The sequence below is a fragment of the Parasphingomonas puruogangriensis genome (assembly GCF_036663635.1).
In the GTDB taxonomy this organism is placed as follows: domain Bacteria; phylum Pseudomonadota; class Alphaproteobacteria; order Sphingomonadales; family Sphingomonadaceae; genus Sphingomonas.
Genome location: NZ_JAXOJI010000001.1, coordinates 263,703 through 284,953, shown reverse-complemented (window position 1 = coordinate 284,953; position 21,251 = coordinate 263,703). Strand labels below are relative to the sequence as shown.

General features: G+C 65.1%; 15 protein-coding genes. 11 read left to right on the top strand and 4 right to left on the bottom strand.

Annotated elements, in window-relative coordinates; translation table 11 throughout:
* Positions 1-6 precede the first annotated feature (6 nt).
* From U1739_RS01415 to U1739_RS01405, 3 genes are all read left to right on the top strand, one after another.
* Positions 7-4,080, top strand: coding sequence for a PAS domain S-box protein (locus U1739_RS01415; protein ID WP_332703257.1), 4,074 nt, complete (start codon positions 7-9; stop codon positions 4,078-4,080).
* A gap of 40 nt (positions 4,081-4,120) precedes the next feature.
* The gene (locus tag U1739_RS01410) at positions 4,121-8,053 is read left to right on the top strand and encodes a PAS domain S-box protein (protein ID WP_332703255.1); all 3,933 of its coding nucleotides are present in this window, start codon (positions 4,121-4,123) and stop codon (positions 8,051-8,053) included.
* 73 nt (positions 8,054-8,126) lie between these two features.
* Positions 8,127-8,498 (top strand): response regulator transcription factor, encoded by a 372-nt coding sequence (locus U1739_RS01405; protein ID WP_332703253.1) that lies wholly within the window; start codon positions 8,127-8,129, stop codon positions 8,496-8,498.
* A gap of 36 nt (positions 8,499-8,534) precedes the next feature.
* On the opposite strand, the gene U1739_RS01400 is transcribed toward U1739_RS01405, so the two are convergent.
* Positions 8,535-8,930, bottom strand: a complete 396-nt coding sequence (locus U1739_RS01400; RefSeq protein WP_332703251.1) for a response regulator — start codon at positions 8,928-8,930, stop codon at positions 8,535-8,537.
* A 148-nt stretch (positions 8,931-9,078) separates the two neighbouring features.
* Positions 9,079-9,939 carry a formyltetrahydrofolate deformylase gene (purU, locus tag U1739_RS01395; RefSeq protein WP_332703249.1) on the bottom strand — a complete coding sequence of 287 codons (861 nt, stop codon included), beginning with the start codon at positions 9,937-9,939 and terminating at the stop codon, positions 9,079-9,081.
* A gap of 280 nt (positions 9,940-10,219) precedes the next feature.
* Here purU and U1739_RS01390 point away from each other — a divergent pair, with 280 nt between their 5' ends.
* Entirely contained in the window at positions 10,220-11,503 is a 1,284-nt protein-coding gene (locus U1739_RS01390; RefSeq protein ID WP_332703247.1) for a DEAD/DEAH box helicase, read from the top strand.
* A gap of 57 nt (positions 11,504-11,560) precedes the next feature.
* Here the strand turns inward: U1739_RS01390 and U1739_RS01385 are convergent, their stop codons facing one another.
* A complete protein-coding gene (locus U1739_RS01385; protein WP_332703245.1) occupies positions 11,561-13,813 on the bottom strand; it encodes a hypothetical protein in 2,253 nt (750 codons plus the stop codon).
* A 133-nt stretch (positions 13,814-13,946) separates the two neighbouring features.
* Positions 13,947-14,186 (bottom strand): DUF6894 family protein, encoded by a 240-nt coding sequence (locus tag U1739_RS01380; protein ID WP_332703243.1) that lies wholly within the window; start codon positions 14,184-14,186, stop codon positions 13,947-13,949.
* A gap of 154 nt (positions 14,187-14,340) precedes the next feature.
* Here U1739_RS01380 and U1739_RS01375 point away from each other — a divergent pair, with 154 nt between their 5' ends.
* The 7 genes from U1739_RS01375 (at position 14,341) to U1739_RS01345 (ending at position 21,228) form a co-directional block, all read left to right on the top strand.
* Entirely contained in the window at positions 14,341-15,048 is a 708-nt protein-coding gene (locus U1739_RS01375) for a Crp/Fnr family transcriptional regulator (RefSeq protein ID WP_332703241.1), read from the top strand.
* Positions 15,049-15,155: 107 nt separating this feature from the next.
* Positions 15,156-15,869, top strand: a complete 714-nt coding sequence (locus tag U1739_RS01370) for a DUF2161 family putative PD-(D/E)XK-type phosphodiesterase (protein WP_332703239.1) — start codon at positions 15,156-15,158, stop codon at positions 15,867-15,869.
* The gene (locus tag U1739_RS01365; RefSeq protein ID WP_332703237.1) at positions 15,866-17,185 is read left to right on the top strand and encodes an amidohydrolase; all 1,320 of its coding nucleotides are present in this window, start codon (positions 15,866-15,868) and stop codon (positions 17,183-17,185) included. The genes U1739_RS01370 and U1739_RS01365 overlap by 4 nt, the downstream gene beginning before the upstream one ends.
* Positions 17,186-17,273: 88 nt before the next feature.
* Entirely contained in the window at positions 17,274-18,308 is a 1,035-nt protein-coding gene (locus tag U1739_RS01360) for a Rieske 2Fe-2S domain-containing protein (protein ID WP_332703235.1), read from the top strand.
* Positions 18,295-18,735 carry a Saro_0803 family transcriptional regulator gene (locus U1739_RS01355; protein WP_332703233.1) on the top strand — a complete coding sequence of 147 codons (441 nt, stop codon included), beginning with the start codon at positions 18,295-18,297 and terminating at the stop codon, positions 18,733-18,735. The genes U1739_RS01360 and U1739_RS01355 overlap by 14 nt, the downstream gene beginning before the upstream one ends.
* A 100-nt stretch (positions 18,736-18,835) precedes the next feature.
* Positions 18,836-20,263: an aldehyde dehydrogenase gene (locus U1739_RS01350; RefSeq protein WP_332703231.1), complete on the top strand. Its 1,428-nt coding sequence runs from the start codon at positions 18,836-18,838 to the stop codon at positions 20,261-20,263.
* Between the two features lie 128 nt (positions 20,264-20,391).
* Positions 20,392-21,228 carry a p-hydroxycinnamoyl CoA hydratase/lyase gene (locus U1739_RS01345; protein ID WP_332703229.1) on the top strand — a complete coding sequence of 279 codons (837 nt, stop codon included), beginning with the start codon at positions 20,392-20,394 and terminating at the stop codon, positions 21,226-21,228.
* Positions 21,229-21,251: the final 23 nt, after the last annotated feature.

The following is a 21,251-nucleotide window of genomic DNA, read 5'->3' as shown; positions in this document are numbered from 1 at the left end:
GAACACTTGAACGCCTTTGTCGCCGAACATGAAGCATGGCAGCTGGACGAGATCATCATCGTTCTCCTGTGCGGGGGGCTGGCAACGGGCGTGTTGTTGATACGCCGATCGCGCGCGCTCCGCCTGGAAATCGCGCAGCGGCAAATGGCCGTCGATCTGGCCGCAGACTTGAGCGCCCAGTTGCAATCGCGCCATCGTGCCGAGCACAGTCTTCTCGAGGAAGCCGTGCGCGCCAAGGAACAGCGGCTGGAAAGCATTCTGGCCACCGCGCATCAGGCGATTGTGACGATCGATCGGCACGGTATCGTCAGCGGCTGGAACAGGCATGCCGAGCTGACCTTCGGATGGCGCACTGGCGACGTGATCGGGCAGCGTATGTCGCAGTTCATCGTGCCGCCGGAACTGCGCAGCGCGCACGACGCCGGGCTAGCGCGCTTCATGGAAAGCCGCACGGCACGCTTGATCGGCACCCGCATCGAAGTCACCGCGCAACGCCGCAACGGTGACATTTTTCCGATCGAACTGTCGCTCAGCGCCACCAATATCGGCGAGGACTGGCAGTTCACCGCGCTGATTCAGGACATTTCCGAACGGCGCGCACAGACCGAATTGTTCGAAAATGCGTTCGACCATGCGCCCATCGGGATGGCGGTGGTGGCGCTCGACGGGCGTCTGCTAAAGCTGAATTCCGCATTTTGCGCGCTGATCGGCTATTCGGTCGAGGAGGCGACCAAGCTAGACTTTCAGACGATCACGCATCCCGACGACCTGGTCGCCGATCTGGCTCTGCTGGACGACTTGATCGCGGGCAAAATGCCCTCCTATCAGCTCGAAAAACGATACATTTGCAAGAGCGGCCGGATCATGTGGGCGCGACTGTCGGTGTCGATGGTGGTGAGCGACGACGGGTCGCCCAAGCATTTGATCGCCCAGGTCCAGGACCTTTCCGCACAGCGCGAATCCGAAGCGCGCTACCGCCTCCTGGCGGAAAGTGCGAGCGACATGGTTGGCCTGTATTCGATGGAGGGGCGCTGCTTCTACATGTCGCCGTCGAGCGAGAATATTCTCGGATTTTTGCCGGAAGAATTGGTTGGCAGGAGCGTGTTCGGCTTCATGCCATCGGCCGAGCATGAAGCCATGGTCAAGGCGACTGCCAAGCTCAAGGCCGAACCGATGGGCCAAACGATGACCCATCTGACCTCGCTGCACCATAAAGACGGCCATCTCGTCCCGATCGAGTTCGTCGCACGCATCGTAATGAGCGACGAGGGGGAACCGCGCATCGTTTCGGCCTGTCGCGACGTCACATTCCGCGTGGCGGCACAAGCTGCGCTCGAACAGAGCAATCTGGAGCTGACCCGCGCCTATCTTGTGGCGGAGCGATCGGCGGCACAGGTCAAGGATGCCGAAGCGCTGTTCAAGGGGATTTTCGACAGCTCGTCCGATCTCAACTTCGTGTGCGACGTCGTCGATGGCGCGTTCCCGATGAACACGATGAACGCGGCGGCAGAGGCGGCGCTCGGGACGACCGCTGCACAGGCCCACGGCCAGCCCCTCGATGCGTTGTTCCCACCCGACGTGGCCGCTCGGATGATCGACGATATCACGGAAGCGATGGCATCCGCCGAAGCCGGCCACGCCATGACGCCACGGACGGTATCGCGGCACGGCGGAACCTTCGACATCCGCTTTGTGCCACTACGCAATGAAAGCGGCAAGATCCACCGCGTGTTCATCGGCAAGCGGGATATAAGCGAGCTGAAGCGCGCCGAACAGGCCGCGGTGCAGGCCAACGTCATGATGCGCGCCGCGGGCAAGATCGCGCATATGGGTTTCTGCACTTACGACCTGACGACCCAGCAGATGACCTGGTCAGAGCAATTGTGGACCATCCTCGGGTTCGATCCCGCCAAGGACGCCCCGACCATCGAGAATCTGACCAGTCGTCGCCATCCCGATGACAGTGCCCAGGCGACGCAGGTCTTGGCGGACGCTATCGCCATCGGCGCCGACGACTACGAAAGCAGTTATCGCGTCGTGCTGCCGGACGGCGCGACGCGGCATGTTTTGACGCGCGGCACGATCCGCCGGGAGCGCGGTGTCGCGGCCAGCATCTTCGGCGTCATGCTCGACATTTCGGCGTTGAAAAAGGCCGAGGAAAAGGCCCGCGAAAGCGACCTGCGCTATCGCCTGATGGCAGAAAATTCGAGCGACATCATCGTCACCAGCGATCTGAACGGCCATACGACGTTCGTCTCCCCGTCTTCAGAAGCGATAACGGGATACACATCCGAAGATCGAATGGGGGCGCAGCCCGGCAATATCACCCACCCCGACGACCTCGACGCGCTGCGCGACACGTTCCGGGCCTTGTGGGCCGGCGCGACAGGCAAATGCGTGCGCTGGCGGGCGTGGCATAAAACCGAAGAGCGCTGGGTCTGGCTTGAATCGAGCCCGGCGCTGATGCGCGACCCGGAGAGCAATGCACCGACCGGATATCTCGACGTGATCCGCGATGTGACGGAGCGCAAGGAGCAGGAGGATGCGCTTACTGCGGCCCGGTTAACGGCGGAGGAGGCGATGCATTCCAAGGAGCGTTTCCTGGCAAATATGAGCCATGAGCTGCGCACCCCGCTCAACAGCATCATCGGCTTCTCGCGTCTGCTGGATCAAAGTACCGGGCTGGACGCCGAAGACCAGCGCCGCGTCCGCATGGTTCACCGCGCTGGGGTCGCGCTGCATGCGGTGATCGACAATGTGCTCGATTTCTCGAAACTCGAGGCCGACAAACTGGCGCTGGTTTGCACCCCATTCGACGTATTGGCATTTTTCGCGGGGACCACGTCCCTGATGGAGCCGCAAGCGGCCGCGCGCGACGTTGTGCTGAACGTGCATGTCGATCCGGCCATCCCGCATCGGTTGGTCGGCGACCACGGACGCCTGCGCCAGATCCTGCTCAACCTATTGTCGAACGCTATCAAGTTCACTCAATATGGCTCAGTCACGACCAATGTGCTGCGGCTTGCCGACGAGGGGGGGAATGCCCGCGTGCGGATCGAGGTTGTGGACACCGGTGGCGGCATATCGCCGGACAAGATCGGTACCTTGTTCAATCGTTTCGCCCAGGCAAATGCCTCCGTCGCGCTGCATTATGGGGGTACAGGCCTCGGCCTGGCCATTTCGCGGCAGTTGGTGACGCTGATGGGCGGTGAGATCGGGGTCTCAAGCGAAGTCGGCGTGGGTTCGACCTTCTGGTTCGAGCTCGCCCTCCCGATCGCCGGCCCAACCGAGCTCGGCCATGACGAGCATAGCGTCCCCTCTTTGTCGTTGCTTGGCAAGCGCGTGCTGGTGGTGGACGATGTCGACCTCAACCGCGAGCTGATGCTCGCCATGCTGTCGAAATATGGCTGTGTCGTCAGGCTCGCCGAGAATGGCGTCGAGGCGCTTGCCGCTGCCGCGGCAGAGCCGTTCGATATGATCCTGATGGACTGCCAGATGCCGGTAATGGACGGCTTTGCCGCCACCCGCGCCCTGCGCGCGCAGACCAGCGCGGCCGCGACCCTACCGATCGTCGCGCTGACGGCGAGCGCGCAACCCGAGCATCTGGCGCGCTGCCGCGAGGCAGGGATGGACGATCATCTTACCAAGCCGCTCGATCCGGCCGCGCTGGAGGAGGTGCTGCAGCGGTATCTGGACAATGCCCTGCCCGCGGAACGCAGCGACCAGTCGCCGCCGGTATCGGCTTCGAACGAGGCCGATGGGCCCCCCGCCCCGGCCGCCGAATGGCCCGCCCCGCCCGCACGCCCGGGCGGATCGCTGAAGCAACGCTATGCCGCCCGCCGCCAGTCAACGATCGATGCAATCGACGCTATCCTCCGCGTGGGGCGCTACACCGAGCCCGAGATCGGCGCGCTGGCAGAGATGGCGCACAATCTGGCGGGAACCGCTGGCATGTTCGGTGAAGCCGAACTGGGCGACGCGGCAGCGGCGCTTGATACAGGGCTGAAGCTTTGGCCGGCGGAGGAGCGTGCGGCGAGACTGCGCGACTGCGCCGACGAGATCCACCGCATCATCAGCTGACCTAATCGGACCGTGGGGTGATGATTAACCACCCTGCGTTATGCAAGATTCGCAGACTTTCAGAGGTGAAGCGTTGCCCCAGACGAACGACAAACAGGTAGCATTTGCCTTTTTCATGCTCGCGTCAGCAGCGGTTCTGTTGACCAGGTTCAACGGCGGGATCGCGCTGCTGTGGGTGGCCAACGCGCCGCTCATCGCGCATCTCTGCGCGACCAAGCCGAGCCGATGGCCCGCAATCCTGCTGTGGATCTTGCCGGCTGCGATTGCCGCCGGCCTGCTGTTCGGGCCGGTGCTGTGGGCGGCGCCGTTCTTGGCTATCGGCGGGGTCGCGGAAGCCGTGATTGCTGCGGCCTTGCTTCGGCGCTTTCTGCCGGATCGCGACTATTTCGAGTCTTCCGGCACTGTGGCCATATTCATCGGGGCCGCCGGCCTGCTTGCGCCGATGGTCAGCGGCGTGGTTGGCGCGACCATGGTCTGGCTGGCGTTTGGCCGCCCGTGGGAACTGACCTATGTCGATTGGGTTATCGGGCATGGACTTGGCACGCTGATCGCCAGCCCGATCGTTCCGCTGTTGCGGGACCGGGGACGCACCGTTCTGACCGCGCGATTCTTCTCGCGCTTGTGGGGCGCAGGCGGCGCGCTGATCCTGGCGGTCGCCGCAACCACCTTGGCGGTGTTTCTGCAGCAGAAACTGCCGTTGCTGTTCGTCCCCGCCCTGCCGATCCTGTTGGCCACATTCAAGCTCGGGCGGTCTGGCGCGGCGCTGTCGATCGCGATCGTGGCGGTGATCGGCTGGGTCGCTACGGCGAATGGCTATGGCCCGGTGATGATGACCAGCCTGTCGCCTGCCGGCCGCTTCCAATTCTTCGAATTCTATCTCGCGGCCACCTTCCTGATGTCGCTCCCGGCAGGAGCGGCGCTCGAACAGCGCGACGCGTTGCGGCTTGCGCTGGAAACCAGCGAGGCGCGCCATCGCCGCATCGTCGAGCGCTCGCAAGACGTCATCTTCGAAACCGACGCGGACGGCCGTTGGACCTTCCTGAGCGAAGCCTGGGTCCGGATGACGGGGTGCGACCCCGCCGCAAGTCTAGGACAGCGCGCGGACATCGGGATCGTGGCGGAAGATTGGCCCAAATTGCAGGCCGCCGCGGCGGGGAACGCCACGGCCTTCCCAGCGGGAACGGGCCAAGCCGAGGTGCGGTTCGATGGACGCGACGGCCTGCGATGGGCGATCGTCAATGTCGGCCTGCTGCGCGACGCAAGCGGGGAGATGGTGGGCAGCTACGGCACGATCAGCGACATTACCGAACGCAAACGGGCCGAAGCGGAGACGGTCGAGAGCGAACGGCGCTATCGCGTGCTGGCCGACAATACGAGCGACATGATCGCCCGGGTTGGCATCGACGGCACCTTCCTGTCGGTGACGCCGGCGTCACAACAACTGCTCGGCGTGCCCCCCGCGGAGCTCGTCGGCACTTTGTCCACCGACGTTGTCCTCCCCGAATATGTGCCGCAGATCGCTGCCTCTTGCGGCGCGCTGCTCGCCGGAGCCGACGATCAGACCTGCAGTTACCAGCATTATCGGCGTGGCGGCGACCCGTTATGGGTAGAAAGCGTGTTCCGGCTGCTTCGCGACGATGACGGCGAACCGTGCGAATTCATCGCCTCGACGCGCGACGTTTCCGCGCGCAAGCTGCTCGAGGCGGAGGCCGCTGCCGCGCTCCAGCGTGCCCGCGACAGCAATCGCCTGTTCAGCATGGCTGGCGCGCTCGCCGCGATCGGTCATTGGCGGATGGACGTCGGCGGGGGCATGGTCTGGTCAAACGAGGTATTCCGCATCCACGGGCTGAGCGTTGGGGATCCGCCGCCAATGGAGCGGGCGATGGATTTCTACCATCCCGACGATCGCGCACGCGTAGAGGCGCTGATCGCCGAGGCCGTTGCCAGCGGGCAGGGCTTCGAGTTCGCCGCGCGCATCATCCGGACCGACGGCGCCGTGCGCCATATCGTATCCCAGGGGCAGGCGGAGCTCGATCGGGCGGGCGCGATGATCAGCATGTTCGGGGTGTTCCAGGACGTTACCGAGCGCGCACTGGCCGAAGCGACGCTACGCGATAGCGAGGCCCGCTTTCGCCTGATCACCGAGCAGGCCAGCGACATCATTGCCCTGATCGACATCAAGGGCACCTGCCTGTTCATGTCACCGGCCTCGACCGCGATCCTCGGCATCGACGCCGACGACATGATCGGTACGAAACCGGCAGACCGACTTCATCCCGACGATCTCGCTACCACCGCTGAACATTGGGCGGCGCTGCGCGCCGGCAGCAATATGCATGCCACCTCGACGCGCTTCCGCATGCGGCGCGCGGATGGCGATTACGCCTGGATCGAGGCAAGTTCGCGCTCGACCGAGATCGGCGGCACGCCCTGTCTTGTCAGCATCTGGCGCGACGTATCGCCACAGGTCGCCATCGAGGCAGAGCTCAAGGCCGCCAAGCTCGAAGCCGAAGCGGCGACGGTCGCCAAAGCGGGGTTCCTCGCCAATATGAGCCACGAGATTCGTACCCCGATGAACGGCGTGATCGGATTTGCCGAGCTGTTGCTGGCGAGCGACCTGTCGCCGAGCCAGCACCGCGACGCGATGCTCATCGCCGATAGCGGCAAGGCGATGATGAAGCTGCTCAACGACATTCTTGATCTGTCGAAGATCGAGGCGGGGCAACTCGATACCGTCGCCGAGCCATTCGATTTCCCCCACGCCGTGCGGGCCTGTGGCAAATTGCTCGCGCCCGGCGCCGCGCAGAAGAGCTTGCGCTTCGAGGTCCAGGTCGCCGACGATGTACCGCGCTTTATCGTCGGGGATGGCCTGCGCGTTCGGCAAATCGTGCTCAATCTGGTGGGCAATGCGATCAAGTTCACCGAACATGGCGCAGTCACGCTATCGGTCGAGCGGGTCGAGCGCGACGAAGCCCCGTGGCTGGCGATCACCGTTCGCGACACCGGCATCGGCATCGCTCCGGAACGTCGCGAGTCGATCTTTGAGGAATTCGTCCAGGCCGATCATTCGATCACGCGCCGTTATGGCGGAAGCGGCCTGGGGCTTGCGATCAGCAACCGTCTAGCGGCGCTGATGGGCGGCCGGATCACTTTGGAGAGCATCGCCAATCAGGGCACGACGGTGACGCTGATCCTGCCGCTAACCATCGCCGACGCGCCGGCAATGCCGCATCCCGCCGGTATCGATATGCCCATGCTGCCGGGCGCGAAACCACGTCGCGTCCTGTTGGCGGAGGATCACGAAGTGAACCAGCTGCTGGTCACCGCCATGCTCGCCCGGGGCGGGCACGAGGTGGTGCTGGCCGAGAACGGACAAGCCGCGCTGGAGGCGGTGCAGACTAGCATTCGGGACGGCGCGCCGTTCGATTTGGTGCTGATGGACATGCAAATGCCGGTCATGGACGGGCTTGCCGCCACCAAGGCGATCCGCGCCATGGAAGCGCCCGGCGCGCGCCGGCTGCCGATCGTGGCGCTCACCGCGAACGCTTTCGCCTCGGACCTCGATAATTGTCGCGCGGCCGGCATGGACGATCATGTCTCCAAACCGGTGCCGATGGAGGTGCTTCTGGCCACCGTGAACCGGTGGTCGGCACCAGGGGCAAAGGAAATCGCTCCCGCTAAAAAACCGACTAAATTCCAGCCAAGCGCCGCCGCGCAAGGCAAATATGCCGAGCATCGTGCGCGCACGCTGGATCATGTCGATGCCCTGCTGCAACGCGGCACCTTTAGCGATGACGAAGTTCAGGCGGCGGCCGAATTGCTCCATAAACTCGCTGGGACCGCCGGCATGTTCGGGGAAATCGCGCTCGGCGATCGCGCCAGCGAAATGGAGGATGGATTGCTTACCTGGCCGGAGGAGCAACGGCCAACCCGCATCGTCGCCGCCGCAGCGTCGTTGCGCGACGCGGCGTAAGGCAGCGCAGCAGTTCGTACTCTCGTAAGGTATCGACCTTATAGGCTTGATAATCCGAACAGCGAGGCAGCCAGTGGCACTGATAATCATAGCGGACGACGACGAACTTGTAGGCGAGATCGCGCGCGATGCGCTGGTGGCGGCGGGCCACGGCGCCGGCCTGGTGGGGGACGGCACGGCAGCGCTTCGCGTGGTCAAGGCCAGGAAGCCCGATCTGCTGGTGCTCGATTGCAACATGCCCGGCCTGTCGGGCGTGCTGGTGCTGCGCGAACTGCGCAACATGCCGGCCTTTTGCGACCTGCCGGTGATGATGCTGACGGGCCGGCGTGGCGCCCAGGACGAAGAACTCGCGATGTTCGCCGGCGCCAATGATTACATGAAAAAGCCCTTTGACCCGGACGAATTCGTGTTCCGCGTCGAGCAATTGCTGGCCAAAAAGCGCTAGACGCGCGGGCGGCGGCCTGAAGCCGGCCTCGGCCGGTCAGCGTATCCGGCGGTTGGCGGCGAAGCTCTTGGCGGCGATCGCCGCCGCCACGCGCTGCACCAGATCTTCGGGCTGGAACGGCTTGACCAGATAATCGTCCGCGCCGGCCAGCATCGCTTCGTTGGCCCGTTTGGGATTGCGATCGCCGGTCAGCATCAGGATCGGCGTCAGGTACATGGACGGCATCTGGCGCAGCCGTTTGAGGATTTCGAGCCCCTGCATGCCCGGCACCGATCGATCGAGGATGACCAATTCGGGCTTTTTGAACGCGATCGTGTCGAAGGCAAGCGTGCCATGGCCGATCACCCCGACCAAATGTCCTGCCTCGGTCAGCACCTCGCGCACCAGGTCGCCCGCTAGTTCGTCGTCTTCCACATAGATAATTCGAGCCATGCGGACTCCATACACTAGCTGGGGCAAGATGACAGCATGCCGACGCAACCCACGTCTCGAATTCGGTTGCGCACCAGGAACGACGCGGCTGTGGGATCGGTAAAGCTGCTACCGCTGGCGAATGGCGGTACCGATCGATCGCGCTTGCTTATCGAAACACCACCGCACGCTCGCCATTGCGCAAAACGCGATGCTCGAGATGCGCCTGTACCGCCCGCCCCAGCACGCGGCTCTCGGTATCCTGCCCCTGCGCGATCAGATCCTCGACGCTGTCGGCGTGGTCGACGATCGACACGTCCTGCGTGATGATCGGGCCTTCATCCAGATCCGGCGTAACGTAATGCGCAGTGGCGCCGACCATCTTCACCCCGCGCGCATAGGCGCGGTGATACGGATTGGCCCCCTTGAAGCCGGGCAGGAAGCTGTGGTGGATGTTGATCACCCGCCCGTCGAGCCGCCGGCAGACATCGTCCGACAGCACCTGCATGTAGCGCGCCAGGATCACCAGATCGACCTGCTGGGCGTCGATCAGCGCCAGTAACGTCGCTTCCTGCTCCGCCTTGGTGTCGGGCGTGATCGGCAAATGGTGGAACGCGATCCCCTCATGCTCCACGCGCCGCTGCCAGGTCGTGTGGTTCGAGACGACGCTGGTGATCGCCATCGGCAGCCGCCGGGTCTGCGTGCGATACAGTAGATCGTTGAGACAATGCCCGCCTTTCGAGACCATGATCATCGCGCGCAGCGGCACCGCCATGTCGTGCAGTTTCCAGTCCAGCCGCCATGCCGTCGCCACGGGCGCAAACGCCTCGGTGAAGCTGGCGATGCTGAATCGTGCGGGCGCCAAGAATTTCACCCGCATGAAGAAGCGACCGGTCCCGGCATCGCCATATTGTGCCGCGTCGATGATGTTGCAGTCCTGCGAGGCCAGCGAGTTGGCCACCGCGGCGACAATGCCCTTACGGTCCTCGGAGGTGAACAACAGGACGAACTGGTGGTCTGGATCGGTCATCGGCTAATTCCCTGCGCGCGCGCCCTTTGCGGCGTCGGCGAGCTTCCTGCCTAAGCCTCTTATCGGCCGCGTAAGCAAGGACCGCCCGTACCATGACGGCCTTGCCGAATCCGGCGCGCGCGAGCCACCATGCCGATCGCCGGCGGTAGCCAGCATTACCACGCGGATCCCTGCCTTCCGCATTGACGCAGTGCAGCATAAAATCTACCAGCCCGCGCTCTGAATAACGCTAAGCCCGGTGCGGCGCGGCCTTGCCCAGCGCTGGAGGCGCCGCTTCACGATGACCATGACGTTCGCCGATCTCGCTTTGGCGCCCTCCCTGCTGCGCGCGCTGGCCGAACAAGGCTATGCTAACCCCACGCCGATCCAGGCCCAATCGATCCCGCTGCTGCTGCAGGGCCGTGACATGCTCGGCATGGCGCAGACCGGCACGGGCAAGACCGCCGCCTTCGCCCTGCCGCTGCTGCATCGCCTGGCCTCCGATCCGCGTCCGGCGCCCAAGGGCGGCGCCCGGGTCCTGGTGCTGGCGCCGACCCGCGAGCTGGTCTCTCAGATCGCCGCCGGCTTCGAAAGCTTCGGCCGCCAACTGCCCCTCCGCGTGACGACGATCTTTGGCGGCGTCAGCCAGTTCCACCAGGTCAACGCGCTTGCGGACGGCGTCGACATCCTCGTCGCGGCGCCGGGCCGGTTGCTTGATCTGGTCGAGCAGGGCCTGTGCGATCTGTCGCAACTGGAGGCGCTGGTGCTGGATGAGGCCGACCAGATGCTCGACATGGGCTTTGCCAAGCCCATCGAGCGCATCGTCGCGACCCTGCCGACGGACCGGCATACGCTGCTGTTTTCGGCAACCATGCCGAAATCGATCGCCACGCTGGCCGAAAGCCTGCTGCGCGATCCGGCCAAGGTCGAGATCGCCCCGCCATCCACCACCGTCGACAGGATCGAGCAGTCGGTGATGTTCCTCGACGCCGCCGACAAGAAGGCAGCGTTGCTAGAGTTGCTGCGGACACCGGAGATGGGCCAAGCGGTCGTCTTCACGCTGCAGAAGAACATCGCCAACGACGTTTGCGCCTTCATCAGCGAAGGCGGCATCACCGCCGAGGCGCTGCACGGCAACAAGTCGCAAGGCCAGCGCGAACGCGCGCTGGATGCGTTCCGCGCCGGCACGGTGCAGGTCCTGGTGGCGACCGACATCGCCGCCCGCGGCATCGATGTCGACACGGTGACGCACGTGTTCAACCACGATCTGCCGAGCCTGCCCGAGAGCTATGTCCACCGCATCGGCCGCACCGGGCGCGCCGGGCGTAGCGGCTTCGCGGTCACCTTGTGCGATGCCGAGCAGCGCGCCTGGCTGCACGACGTCGAGCGCGAGATCGGCCAGGCCTTGACTGTGCAGGATGATCACCCCTGGCATTGCGAAGTTGCGCGACACTCGACCAAGCGGGCACCGGTACTGGGCGGTGGCCCGGTCAAGCAGGTCAAGCCGGCAAAGGCGCCGAAGGAACGCAAAGTCTGGACCGAGGAAGAGAAGCTCGCCGCACGGACGGCGGCACGGGCGGCCTGATCGGCCGCCGAGCTTAGCCGCCGAGCACGAGCATGATGCGGTAGGGGCGGTCCATGGTCACGCCGCCGGGACGTCCCAGGCAAGCGACAAGGGCGTCGCCGCGGGGACGATCGCTTCGAAATCGCCCCGGTCCGTGCGCCGCAAGGATATATCGGCCGATCCAAGCAGCGACAGTCGCGGCACCGCTGCGCGTCGGCGCGGGGCGGCGATCAGGCGCAAGCGGCACTCCATTCCCGCCACGCCGACCGTCTCGAACCGCACGACATCGTCACGCTCGTCGATCTTGGCGATAGGATAATCGCAAAACAGGGAGAATGGTGCGGTCTGCAGCGTGCGCCAGGCTCCCGCGGCAAAAGCGAACGCCGCGCCGCAGCCATAGATTTCCTGGCCCACCTGCCCCGGCGGGTCGCCCGCACCGTACAAATCCTCCAGTGGAAAGGCGAGCTTGCGGTCGATCTCACCATTGCGGATCTCGTCGGGAAAGATGTCGTCGGGCAAATGCGCCGGGTAGAAGCTCCAGGCGCGCTGCAGCCCGTAACGGCAGAATTCCGCCGTCAGCAGCTTCACCGAATGTGGCAGGTCGTCGCGCCCCTCGACCAGATAGTGGCGAAACGCCTCCCAGCTTTCATAGCATTCGTAGATCGCCATATAGGGGCCGTCATGCAGGCACGTGGCGCCCATGAAGGTGGTATAATGCGCCGCCGCGCCGAGCTGCGACTCCCAGAACAAGGTGTTGTGCAGGAAGCTCGCCAGAAACACGAAGCTCTGCTCGAGGAACCAGCGATTGCCGGTCGCATGCCACAGCCGCAGGCAGGCGCTGACACCGAACGCGGTAAGATTGGTCTGGTAATTGAGATCGAAGCGCCGATCGCGCGTCGCCTCGATCCCCTTGATCGCCTCGTTCAGGAAGCGCTTCTTGCCGGTCAGCTCCCACATGTCGAGCATCAGCTGGGCATAGATGCCGCCGACATCCGACTGGCCGGGATCACCTTCCTTGCGCGTCAGCACGTGCACCTTGAGCGTGCGCACATCGAAAGTGATCGGCCAACGATAACGGAAGTGCCGCGCGACCTTGATGGCGAAGTCCACGCTGTCGAGCAGCATGGTCCTCGCCATGGCGTCGCCGGCGCGCGCCAGCTTCGCGAGATTGACCAGCGGATGGTAGAGATACCAGCTGTCGACCTCGTTCTCGTCCTTTTCATTGTCCAGCGCGCGCGATCGCGCGATCACGTTGGGCAGGAAACGCCGCACCGCACCAAGCTCGGGATCGAAAAACCGGCTGACCCCGGCGAGCAGGTCGGCGGCGAGCGGGCGATACTGTGCATCCAGTTCGGCCAATCGTGCGATCGGCCGCGCCACCGCCAGCTGGACCATCGAATCCGGCACTTCCGCTGCCGTATAGGGCCGCACGTAGCGATGCCCGTAATGCTCCACCGTCGCCTTGGCCGAACGCCGCAGATCGCGTGCGGTGGTCTTCGCCAGCGCCGGCCAGTCGTGATATTTGGTCGCCGGCCGGACGATATGGGGATAGATCGTGCCCAGCATGTTGAGGAATGCGATCGCCGATTGACGCGGGTCGCCCGCTTCGAGCGTGTCGAACGCCAGCAGCGCATCGGAGATCGTCACCGGCGTATCGGCCGGCAGCGGATTGTCGTCGGCTTGCTGAAATTGCGGGCCCGAGGGCGGCTGATAGCCGAGCTGCGGCCAGCGCCCGCCGACCACGCTGTCGGGCCGCGTGCCGGTGGCGCGGTAAAAGCCATTAAGCGCCGTCAGATTCTGGAAATAGAGTAACCCGCCCATGCCCGGCTCGTCGCGCGCCACAAGCACGATCGGCGCGTTGAGCCCACGCTGCGCCGCCTCGACATGCCCCTGCGCGGCAAGCGGGTCGTCGTCCGCCCCGATCGGGTACAGGTCGCGCGGCCAGAATCGTACCACCAGCGGAACCGGCGGCGTCAGGGTGACGGACGCGCGCAGCAACGGTGCGACGCGGTCGATCACCTCGATCCGCACTTCCTGCTGCCCGATCGCGCTGTCACAGCGGAAGACGAAGCCGTTCTCGCCGAGCACGCGTTCGACGATGGTCAGCCCGCTGGCCGAGAAAGCGGTGCGCAGCGCATAGCCGCCGACACCGTCACGCCGCACGAACAACCACAATGAGTCCCGCCCGAGCATCGCTTCCAGGGACATCGATGCCAGCTCGATCCGCCCTAGCCTCGCCATGCCGCCTTGCGCCACTTCGCGCTGGAGATGCAGTGCGCCGGCCGGCACCAATTCGGCGGCCGCCTTCATGCCTGCGTCTGCATCGGCCAATCGTCCACCCTCCCACTTGCCTATCGTCGCGCGCTTAACCACTCGCACGCCGTTTGGATGCATGGCCGCGGCCAGCTCGGCGCCAGCCCTCGCAAGGCTAGGATCGCGTACGGTAACGGCGACTTGAGCGCGGTTAGCGGCGCACGTCGATCACATCCCCGAACCGCACCGTCGACAACACGGCCCCCGTTTTGTCCTCGATTTCGATGCGATGATGCATGATCAGATGACGGTGTTCGGTGACCGACGCGGCCGCCAACGCGACGCAATCCAGCTCCGCGCTGGTTTGTGCCGCCGCCAGATTGCTGAACACCTGCCCGATCTCGTCGCGGGTCTCTTCATCGTTGAACACGTGGAAATAAAAACGCTGCATGATCGGACAATGCCGCCCGTGGCGTTTCGTTGCGGCGCACTAACGAGGATCAGCCTGATTTGGCGAACCCGCAACCCCTGATTTCGCCCATGACTTGGGAAGCGGGTGCAAGTGTTTGTGCGATTTGTCACCTGATGCGTGTTAAGCTGCGTAGATGACCCATCCCCTGATCAAGAAATTGCAAAGCGTCGGAAACCTTGCCGAGGACGATCTCGACTTGTTGGGCGATCTCACCGCGGACGTGCGCGACTTCGGCGCCCGGCGCGATATCATCCGCGAGGGCGAGAAGCCGGATCATGTCCATCTGATGCTCGAAGGCTGGTCCTGCCGCTATCAACTCGTGCCGGATGGCGGCAAGCAGATCACCGCCTTCCTGCTGCCGGGCGATTTCTGCGACGTGCACATCACCATGTTCCGGGAGATGGACCATAGCATCGGCACGCTCGGCGCCGCCAAGGTCGCGTTCATCGCGCGCGAGCTGATGCTGGAAATGACCGAACGCCCCGGCATTGCGCGCGCTCTGTGGTGGGCCAGTTTGGTCGACGAGGCCGTGCTGCGGGCATGGATCGTCAATTTCGGGCGGCGCGACTCTTTCCAGCGCGTGGCGCATCTGATTTGCGAATTATACGCCCGGCTGCGCAACGTCGGCCTGGCGACAGAGGATGTGTTCGATCTCCCTCTGACGCAGGAAGACCTCAGCGATGCGCTGGGACTGACCCCGGTCCATGTCAATCGCGTGCTCAAACGGCTGCGCGAAGAAGGCATGATGACCTTCAAGCGCCAGCAGATCTCGATCCTCGACGTCCGCAAGCTGCAAACCGCCGCCGGGTTCGATCCAAGCTATCTGCACCTCCCCAACTGACGGCATGGGCTTAGGGCCTCCCACGCTCGACGGGCATGGCTCGGAAGACCGGACGGATATCGGGCGGAAATAGCGGCGCGGGGCGCTGGATCTGTTAAGCGGCGGCCATGACCACGGATCGCCAAGACACACACGCCAGCCCGGCCGCGTCCGGCATCAGCGAAACGAGCCTCTATCCCCCCGTCAAAGCGTTTCTCGAAGCGCAGGGCTTTGCGGTGAAGGGCGAGATTTGCGGCTGCGACATCGTCGCGCGGCGCGGCGCCGAACCCCCGCTGGTCGTCATCGCCGAACTCAAGCTGACCTTCACGCTGGAGCTCGTGCTCCAGGCGGTCGATCGGTTGCGCGCCGCCGATCAGGTCTATCTCGCCGTCACCGCTAGCCGCCGCGGGCGGGACCAGGACAAACGCGTGCACCGCCTGTGCCGGCTAATGGGTCTGGGGCTGCTGCTGGTCGATCTCAAGCTTGGCCAGGTCATCGTCGCGACCGAACCGGCGCCGTACAAGCCTCGCGCCAACCTGCCGTTGCGCAAGCGCCTGCTCAAGGAACATGCCAGTCGCAAGGGTGATCCGACTCACGGCGGCTCGACCCGCCAGCCGATCATGACCGCGTATCGCCAACGGGCGATGGCGTGCGCCGCAGCGCTGCGCGACGGGCCGCTGCGCCCGCGCGACCTCAAGCATCTCGCCGACGATGCCGGCGCAATCCTGCTGCGCAACGTCTATGGCTGGTTCGATCGGGTCCGCCCGGGCCTATATCAACTGTCGCCGGATGGTATAGCCGCCGCCACCCCGGATAGCATCGTCGAGGAAGCGCCCGCATGAACAAGATCGTCGCCGCACTCCTGTCGAGCATCATGCTCCTCCCGATGTCGGCCAATGCCGATGCATTAGGCGATGCGGTCAAGAAGGACCTGCCGTCGCTGCTCACCGTGTACCGCGATCTGCATGCGCACCCCGAACTCGCCTTCGAAGAGCTGCGCAGCGCCGCGATCCTGGCGACCGAAGCGCGCAAGCTCGGCTTCACCGTCACCACCGGCGTGGGCAAGACCGGCATCGTCGCCGTGTTGCGCAACGGCCCTGGGCCAGTGCTGCTGCTGCGCGCCGATATGGACGCGCTGCCGGTGGTCGAGGATACCGGCCTGCCCTTCGCCAGCACGGTGCGGCAGAAGCGGCCGGATGGCAGCGCGATCGGCGTGATGCACGCCTGCGGGCACGACACGCACATGACCGCCTGGATCGGCACGGCACGGCGGCTCGCGGCGATGAAGGATCTCTGGTCGGGCACGTTGGTGATGATCGGCCAGCCGGCCGAGGAGGTCGGCGGCGGCGCCGCCGCGATGCTGGCGGACGGTCTCTACACGCGCTTCCCCAAGCCATCGGTGGCAATCGCGTTCCACGATTCCGCTGCCTTGCCCGCCGGCACGATCGGTTATGCGCCGGGCCCGGTAATGGCCAATGTCGACACCGTCGACATGGTCGTGCGCGGGATTGGCGGCCATGGCGCCTATCCGGCCTCGACCAAGGATCCGATCGTACTCGCGTCGCGCATCGTCACGGCGTTGCAGACGCTCGTGGCGCGCGAAATCGATCCGCTCGATAGCGGGGTGGTCACGGTCGGCCTGTTCCAGGCCGGCACCAAGGAAAGCATCATCCCGGACGAGGCGCATCTGCGCCTGACCGTGCGCAGCCTCACGCCGGACGTGCGCCGCCGGCTGCTCGATGGCATCGCGCGCATCGCCCGCGGCGAAGCGATCGCCGCCGGCATGCCGGAAGACCGCATGCCGATCGTCAGCAACAGCAAGACCGCCACCCCGGCCGCGATCAACAGCGCGCCGCTGACGGCAACTTTGGCCGACGTATTCGCCGCCCGCTTCGGCCAGGACCGCATGGCGCTGATGCGGCCGCAAATGGGCGGCGAGGATTTTAGCCGCTACCGGCTGGCCGATGAAGCCGGCATTCAATCCGTGCTGTTCTTCGTCGGCGGTGTGGCCAAGCCGGCCTGGGCTGCGGCGGGCGGCGATGTCACGCGCCTGCCCGCGCTGCATAGCGCCAAATGGGCGCCCGATGCCGAACCGACCATCGCCACCGCGGTGGAAGCGATGACCGCGGCAGCGTTGGCCGTCCTGCCCAAGCCCTGATGCGCTGACCCCAGCGCGGCGTTTACACCAAGATTGTATGTGTTACGTACTACCCGACAGCCGGATCAAGCGGCGACGGGAGAGTGAGATGACCTGGATACCGAACCGCTGGTACGTTGCCGCCTGGGATAGCGAGGTCGATCGTGCGCCGATCGCGCGCACCTTATGTGGCGAGCCGGTGATGCTCTATCGCAAGCTCGACCGCAGCGTGGTGGCGATGCGCGATGCCTGCCCACACCGGCTGTTGCCGCTGTCGATGGGGTTCAAGGAAGGCGATTCGGTGCGCTGCCGCTATCATGGGCTGTTGGTTGGCCCGGACGGCTGCGCCAGCGAGATGCCGGTCAAGAGCGAGCGGGTGCCCAAGGGCGTGTGCGCGCAGCTCTATCCGGTGGTCGAACGCCATCGCTTCATCTGGATCTGGATCGGCGAGGCGGCCAAGGCCGACCCCGCGCTGATCCCCGATTTCTGGCCGTGCAGCACGCCGGGCTGGACGTTCGACGGCGGCTATAACCATGTCCGCTGCGACTATCGGCTGATGATCGACAATCTCATGGACCTCAGCCACGAAACCTATGTCCATCAGGGATCGATCGGCCAGCACGAGATCAACGAGACTCCGATCGACACCGAAGTCGATGGCGAAACGGTGCTGGTGCGGCGTTGGATGCCGGGGATCGAGCCGCCGCCTTTCTGGCGCGATGCGCTCAGGGCCGATGGCCTGGTCGACCGCTGGCAGATTTGCCACTTTCTAGCGCCGTCGAACGTGCTGATCGATGTCGGCGTCGCGCCGATCGCCGCCGGGGCGACTCCCGAACATCACGATCAGGGCGTGCGCGGCTTCGTGATCGACGCGATGACGCCCGAGAGCGAGACCAGCACGCATTATTTCTGGGGCATGGCGCGCAACTTCGACATTGACGATGCCGGCTTCACCGCGCGCTTCAAGGCGCAACAAGGCGGGGTGTTTGCCGAGGATGTCGAGGTGCTCGAGGCGCAGCAGCGCTCGATCGAAGCCAATGGCGATCTCAAGCTGCGCAGCTATTCGATCGATCTCGGCACGGTGCGCTCCCGTGCCATCATCAACCGGTTGATCGCCGCCGAGGCCGAACGTGCCGACGCCTGACGCGCCGGTCGGTCTCGGCACACTCGAGGATATTCTCGGGCTCAACATTCGGCTCGCCCATGGCGCGGTGCAGCGTCATTTCGGCGAGCGGTTCGCTGATCTGGCGTTGACGCAGAAGCAGGTCTCGGTGCTGTGGCTGGCGGCAGATCATCCCGGCATCGCCCAGGCCGATCTGGCGCGGGCGCTCGATATGGATCGGGCGACGACCATGGCCATCGTCCACGCGCTCGAGAAACGCGGGTTGCTGGCACGGCGCAAGGCCGGCAGCGATGCGCGACGCGTGGCGCTGGCACTGACCGATACGGGGCTCGCGCTGCTCGGCGCCGCGCGCACGGCGATCGCCGAGCACGAGCACTGGCTCACCGCGCGCTTCACGCCGGTCGAACTCGCCGCGTTGCTTGGGATGCTGCGGCGTATCCATCGCTGAGGCAACCGTTCGACGCAAAGGGCGCGCATGAGCGGTCCATTTGCCCTTGCGCCGCACTTTCCAGTACGTTATTCTCCATAACAATAATTGGAGAGGTTCGATGGCTACCTTGGTTGGCGAAAGCCCTGCTCGCACGTTCGATCGCCGCAATCCGGTCACCGGCGCGGTGGCCACAACCACCTCCGCCGCGACGGTGGCCGATGTCGATGCCGCCTGCGACGCCGCGGCTGCCGCCTTCCCCGCCTGGTCGGCGGTCGGGCCGACCGCGCGGCGGGCGCTGCTCAACAAGGCGGCCGATGCGCTCGAAGCGCGCAAGGACGCCTTCGTCACCGCGATGGTCGAGGAAATCGGCGCGACCCCGCCCTGGGCCGGGTTCAATCTGATGCTGGCCGCCGGAATCGTCCGCGAAGCTGCGGCCATGACCACGCAGATCGGCGGCGAGGTCATTCCCTCCGACAAGCCCGGCTGCATCGCCATGGCGCTGCGCGAGCCGGTCGGCGTGATGGTCGGCATCGCGCCGTGGAACGCACCGATCATCCTGGGCGTGCGCGCCATCGCCATGCCCTTGGCGTGCGGCAACACCCTGATTTTCAAGGCCAGCGAGCAATGCCCGCGCACCCATGCGCTGATCGTCGAGGCGTTTCAGGAGGCCGGTTTGCCGGAGGGCACGGTCAATCTGGTCAGCAACGCGCCGGAAGATGCTGGCGAGATCGTCGGCGCGCTGATCGACAATCGGCATGTTCGCCGAATCAACTTCACCGGCTCGACGCATGTCGGCAAGATCATCGCCAAGCGCGCCGCCGAGCATCTCAAACCAGTACTGCTGGAATTGGGTGGCAAGGCGCCGCTCCTGGTGCTCGACGACGCCGATCTCGACGAAGCGGTGAAGGCCGCGGCATTTGGCGCGTTCATGAATTCCGGGCAGATCTGCATGTCGACCGAGCGCATCATCGTCGTCGACAGCGTCGCCGATGCCTTTGCCGAGAAGTTCGCCGCCAAGGTCAACACGCTCGCGGTCGGCAATCCCGCCGAGGGCAAGACCCAGCTTGGCGCGGTGGTCGACCAGAAAACCGTCGATACCGTGACCGGCCTGGTCGACGATGCGCTGGCCAAGGGCGCCGTGCGCATCGCCGGCGGCGGCAGCCAAAGCGTGCTGATGGCCGCCACGGTGATCGACAAGGTCACCACCGACATGCGGCTGTTCCGCGACGAGAGCTTCGGCCCGGTCGTCGGCATCATCCGCGCGCGCGACGAAGCGCATGCCATCGAGCTCGCCAACGACACGGCGTACGGCCTGTCCGCCGCCGTCTTCACCAGGGATACCGCACGCGGCCTGCGCGTCGCCAAGCAGATCCAGTCGGGCATCTGCCACATCAACGGGCCGACCGTGCATGACGAGGCACAGATGCCGTTCGGCGGCACCAAGGCCTCTGGCTACGGCCGCTTCGGCGGCAAGGCCGGCATCGACAGCTTCACCGAACTGCGCTGGATCACGATCGAGACACAGCCGGGCCATTATCCAATCTGATCTTCCCCCTCCCGCTTGCGGGAGGGGTCGGGGGTGGGCGCGCGCTCTCCCCAAACTGCACCGCTCGCGGATCGCGGGCGCCCACCCCCAGCCCCTCCCGCAAGCGGGAGGGGGCAAAGAGGACCTTCATGACCAACACCAGCAGCAACGGCACCGTCGCCTATGATGTCGAGAACGGCATCGCCTGGGTGCGTTTCAATCGCCCCGACAAGCGCAACGCAATGAGCCCGACGCTCAACCGCGACATGATGGAAGTGCTCGACCTGCTCGAACATGACGAGGCTGTCGGCGTACTCGTCCTCGGCGGCGAAGGCCCTGCCTGGACCGCGGGCATGGATCTCAAGGAATATTTCCGCGAAACCGAAGTCGATGGCCTGCGCGGCACGCGCAAGGCACAGCGCGAAAGCTATGGCTGGTGGCGCCGGCTGCGTTGGTATCAGAAGCCGACCATTGCCATGGTCAATGGCTGGTGCTTCGGCGGCGGCTATGGCCCGCTATTCGCCTGCGACCTCGCGTTCGCGGCGGAAGAAGCCAAGTTCGGCCTGTCCGAGATCAATTGGGGCATCCTCCCCGGCGGCGGCGCGACCAAGGTGGCAACCGAACTGCTGCCGTTCCGCAAGGCCATGTACCACGCCATGATGGGCGAGAATATCGACGGCAAGACGGCGGCGGAGTGGGGTCTGGTCAACGAGGCGCTGCCGCTGGCGTCGCTCAAGGACCGCGTTACCGACGTGGCCAAGGTGCTGCTGGCCAAGAACCCGGTCGCGCTGAAGGCGACCAAGGATGCGGTGCGCCGCGTCGGCGTGCTGAGCTATGACGATGCTGAGGATTATCTGATCCGCGCGCAGGAAGCGGCCAATTCGTACGACAATGAAGGCCGCAAGGAAGGTATCCGCCAGTTCATCGACGAAAAGAGCTACAAGCCCGGGCTCGGCGCGTACGACAAGGATAAGGCGAAGAACTGAGCAAACTTAGCCTCTCCCCTCCA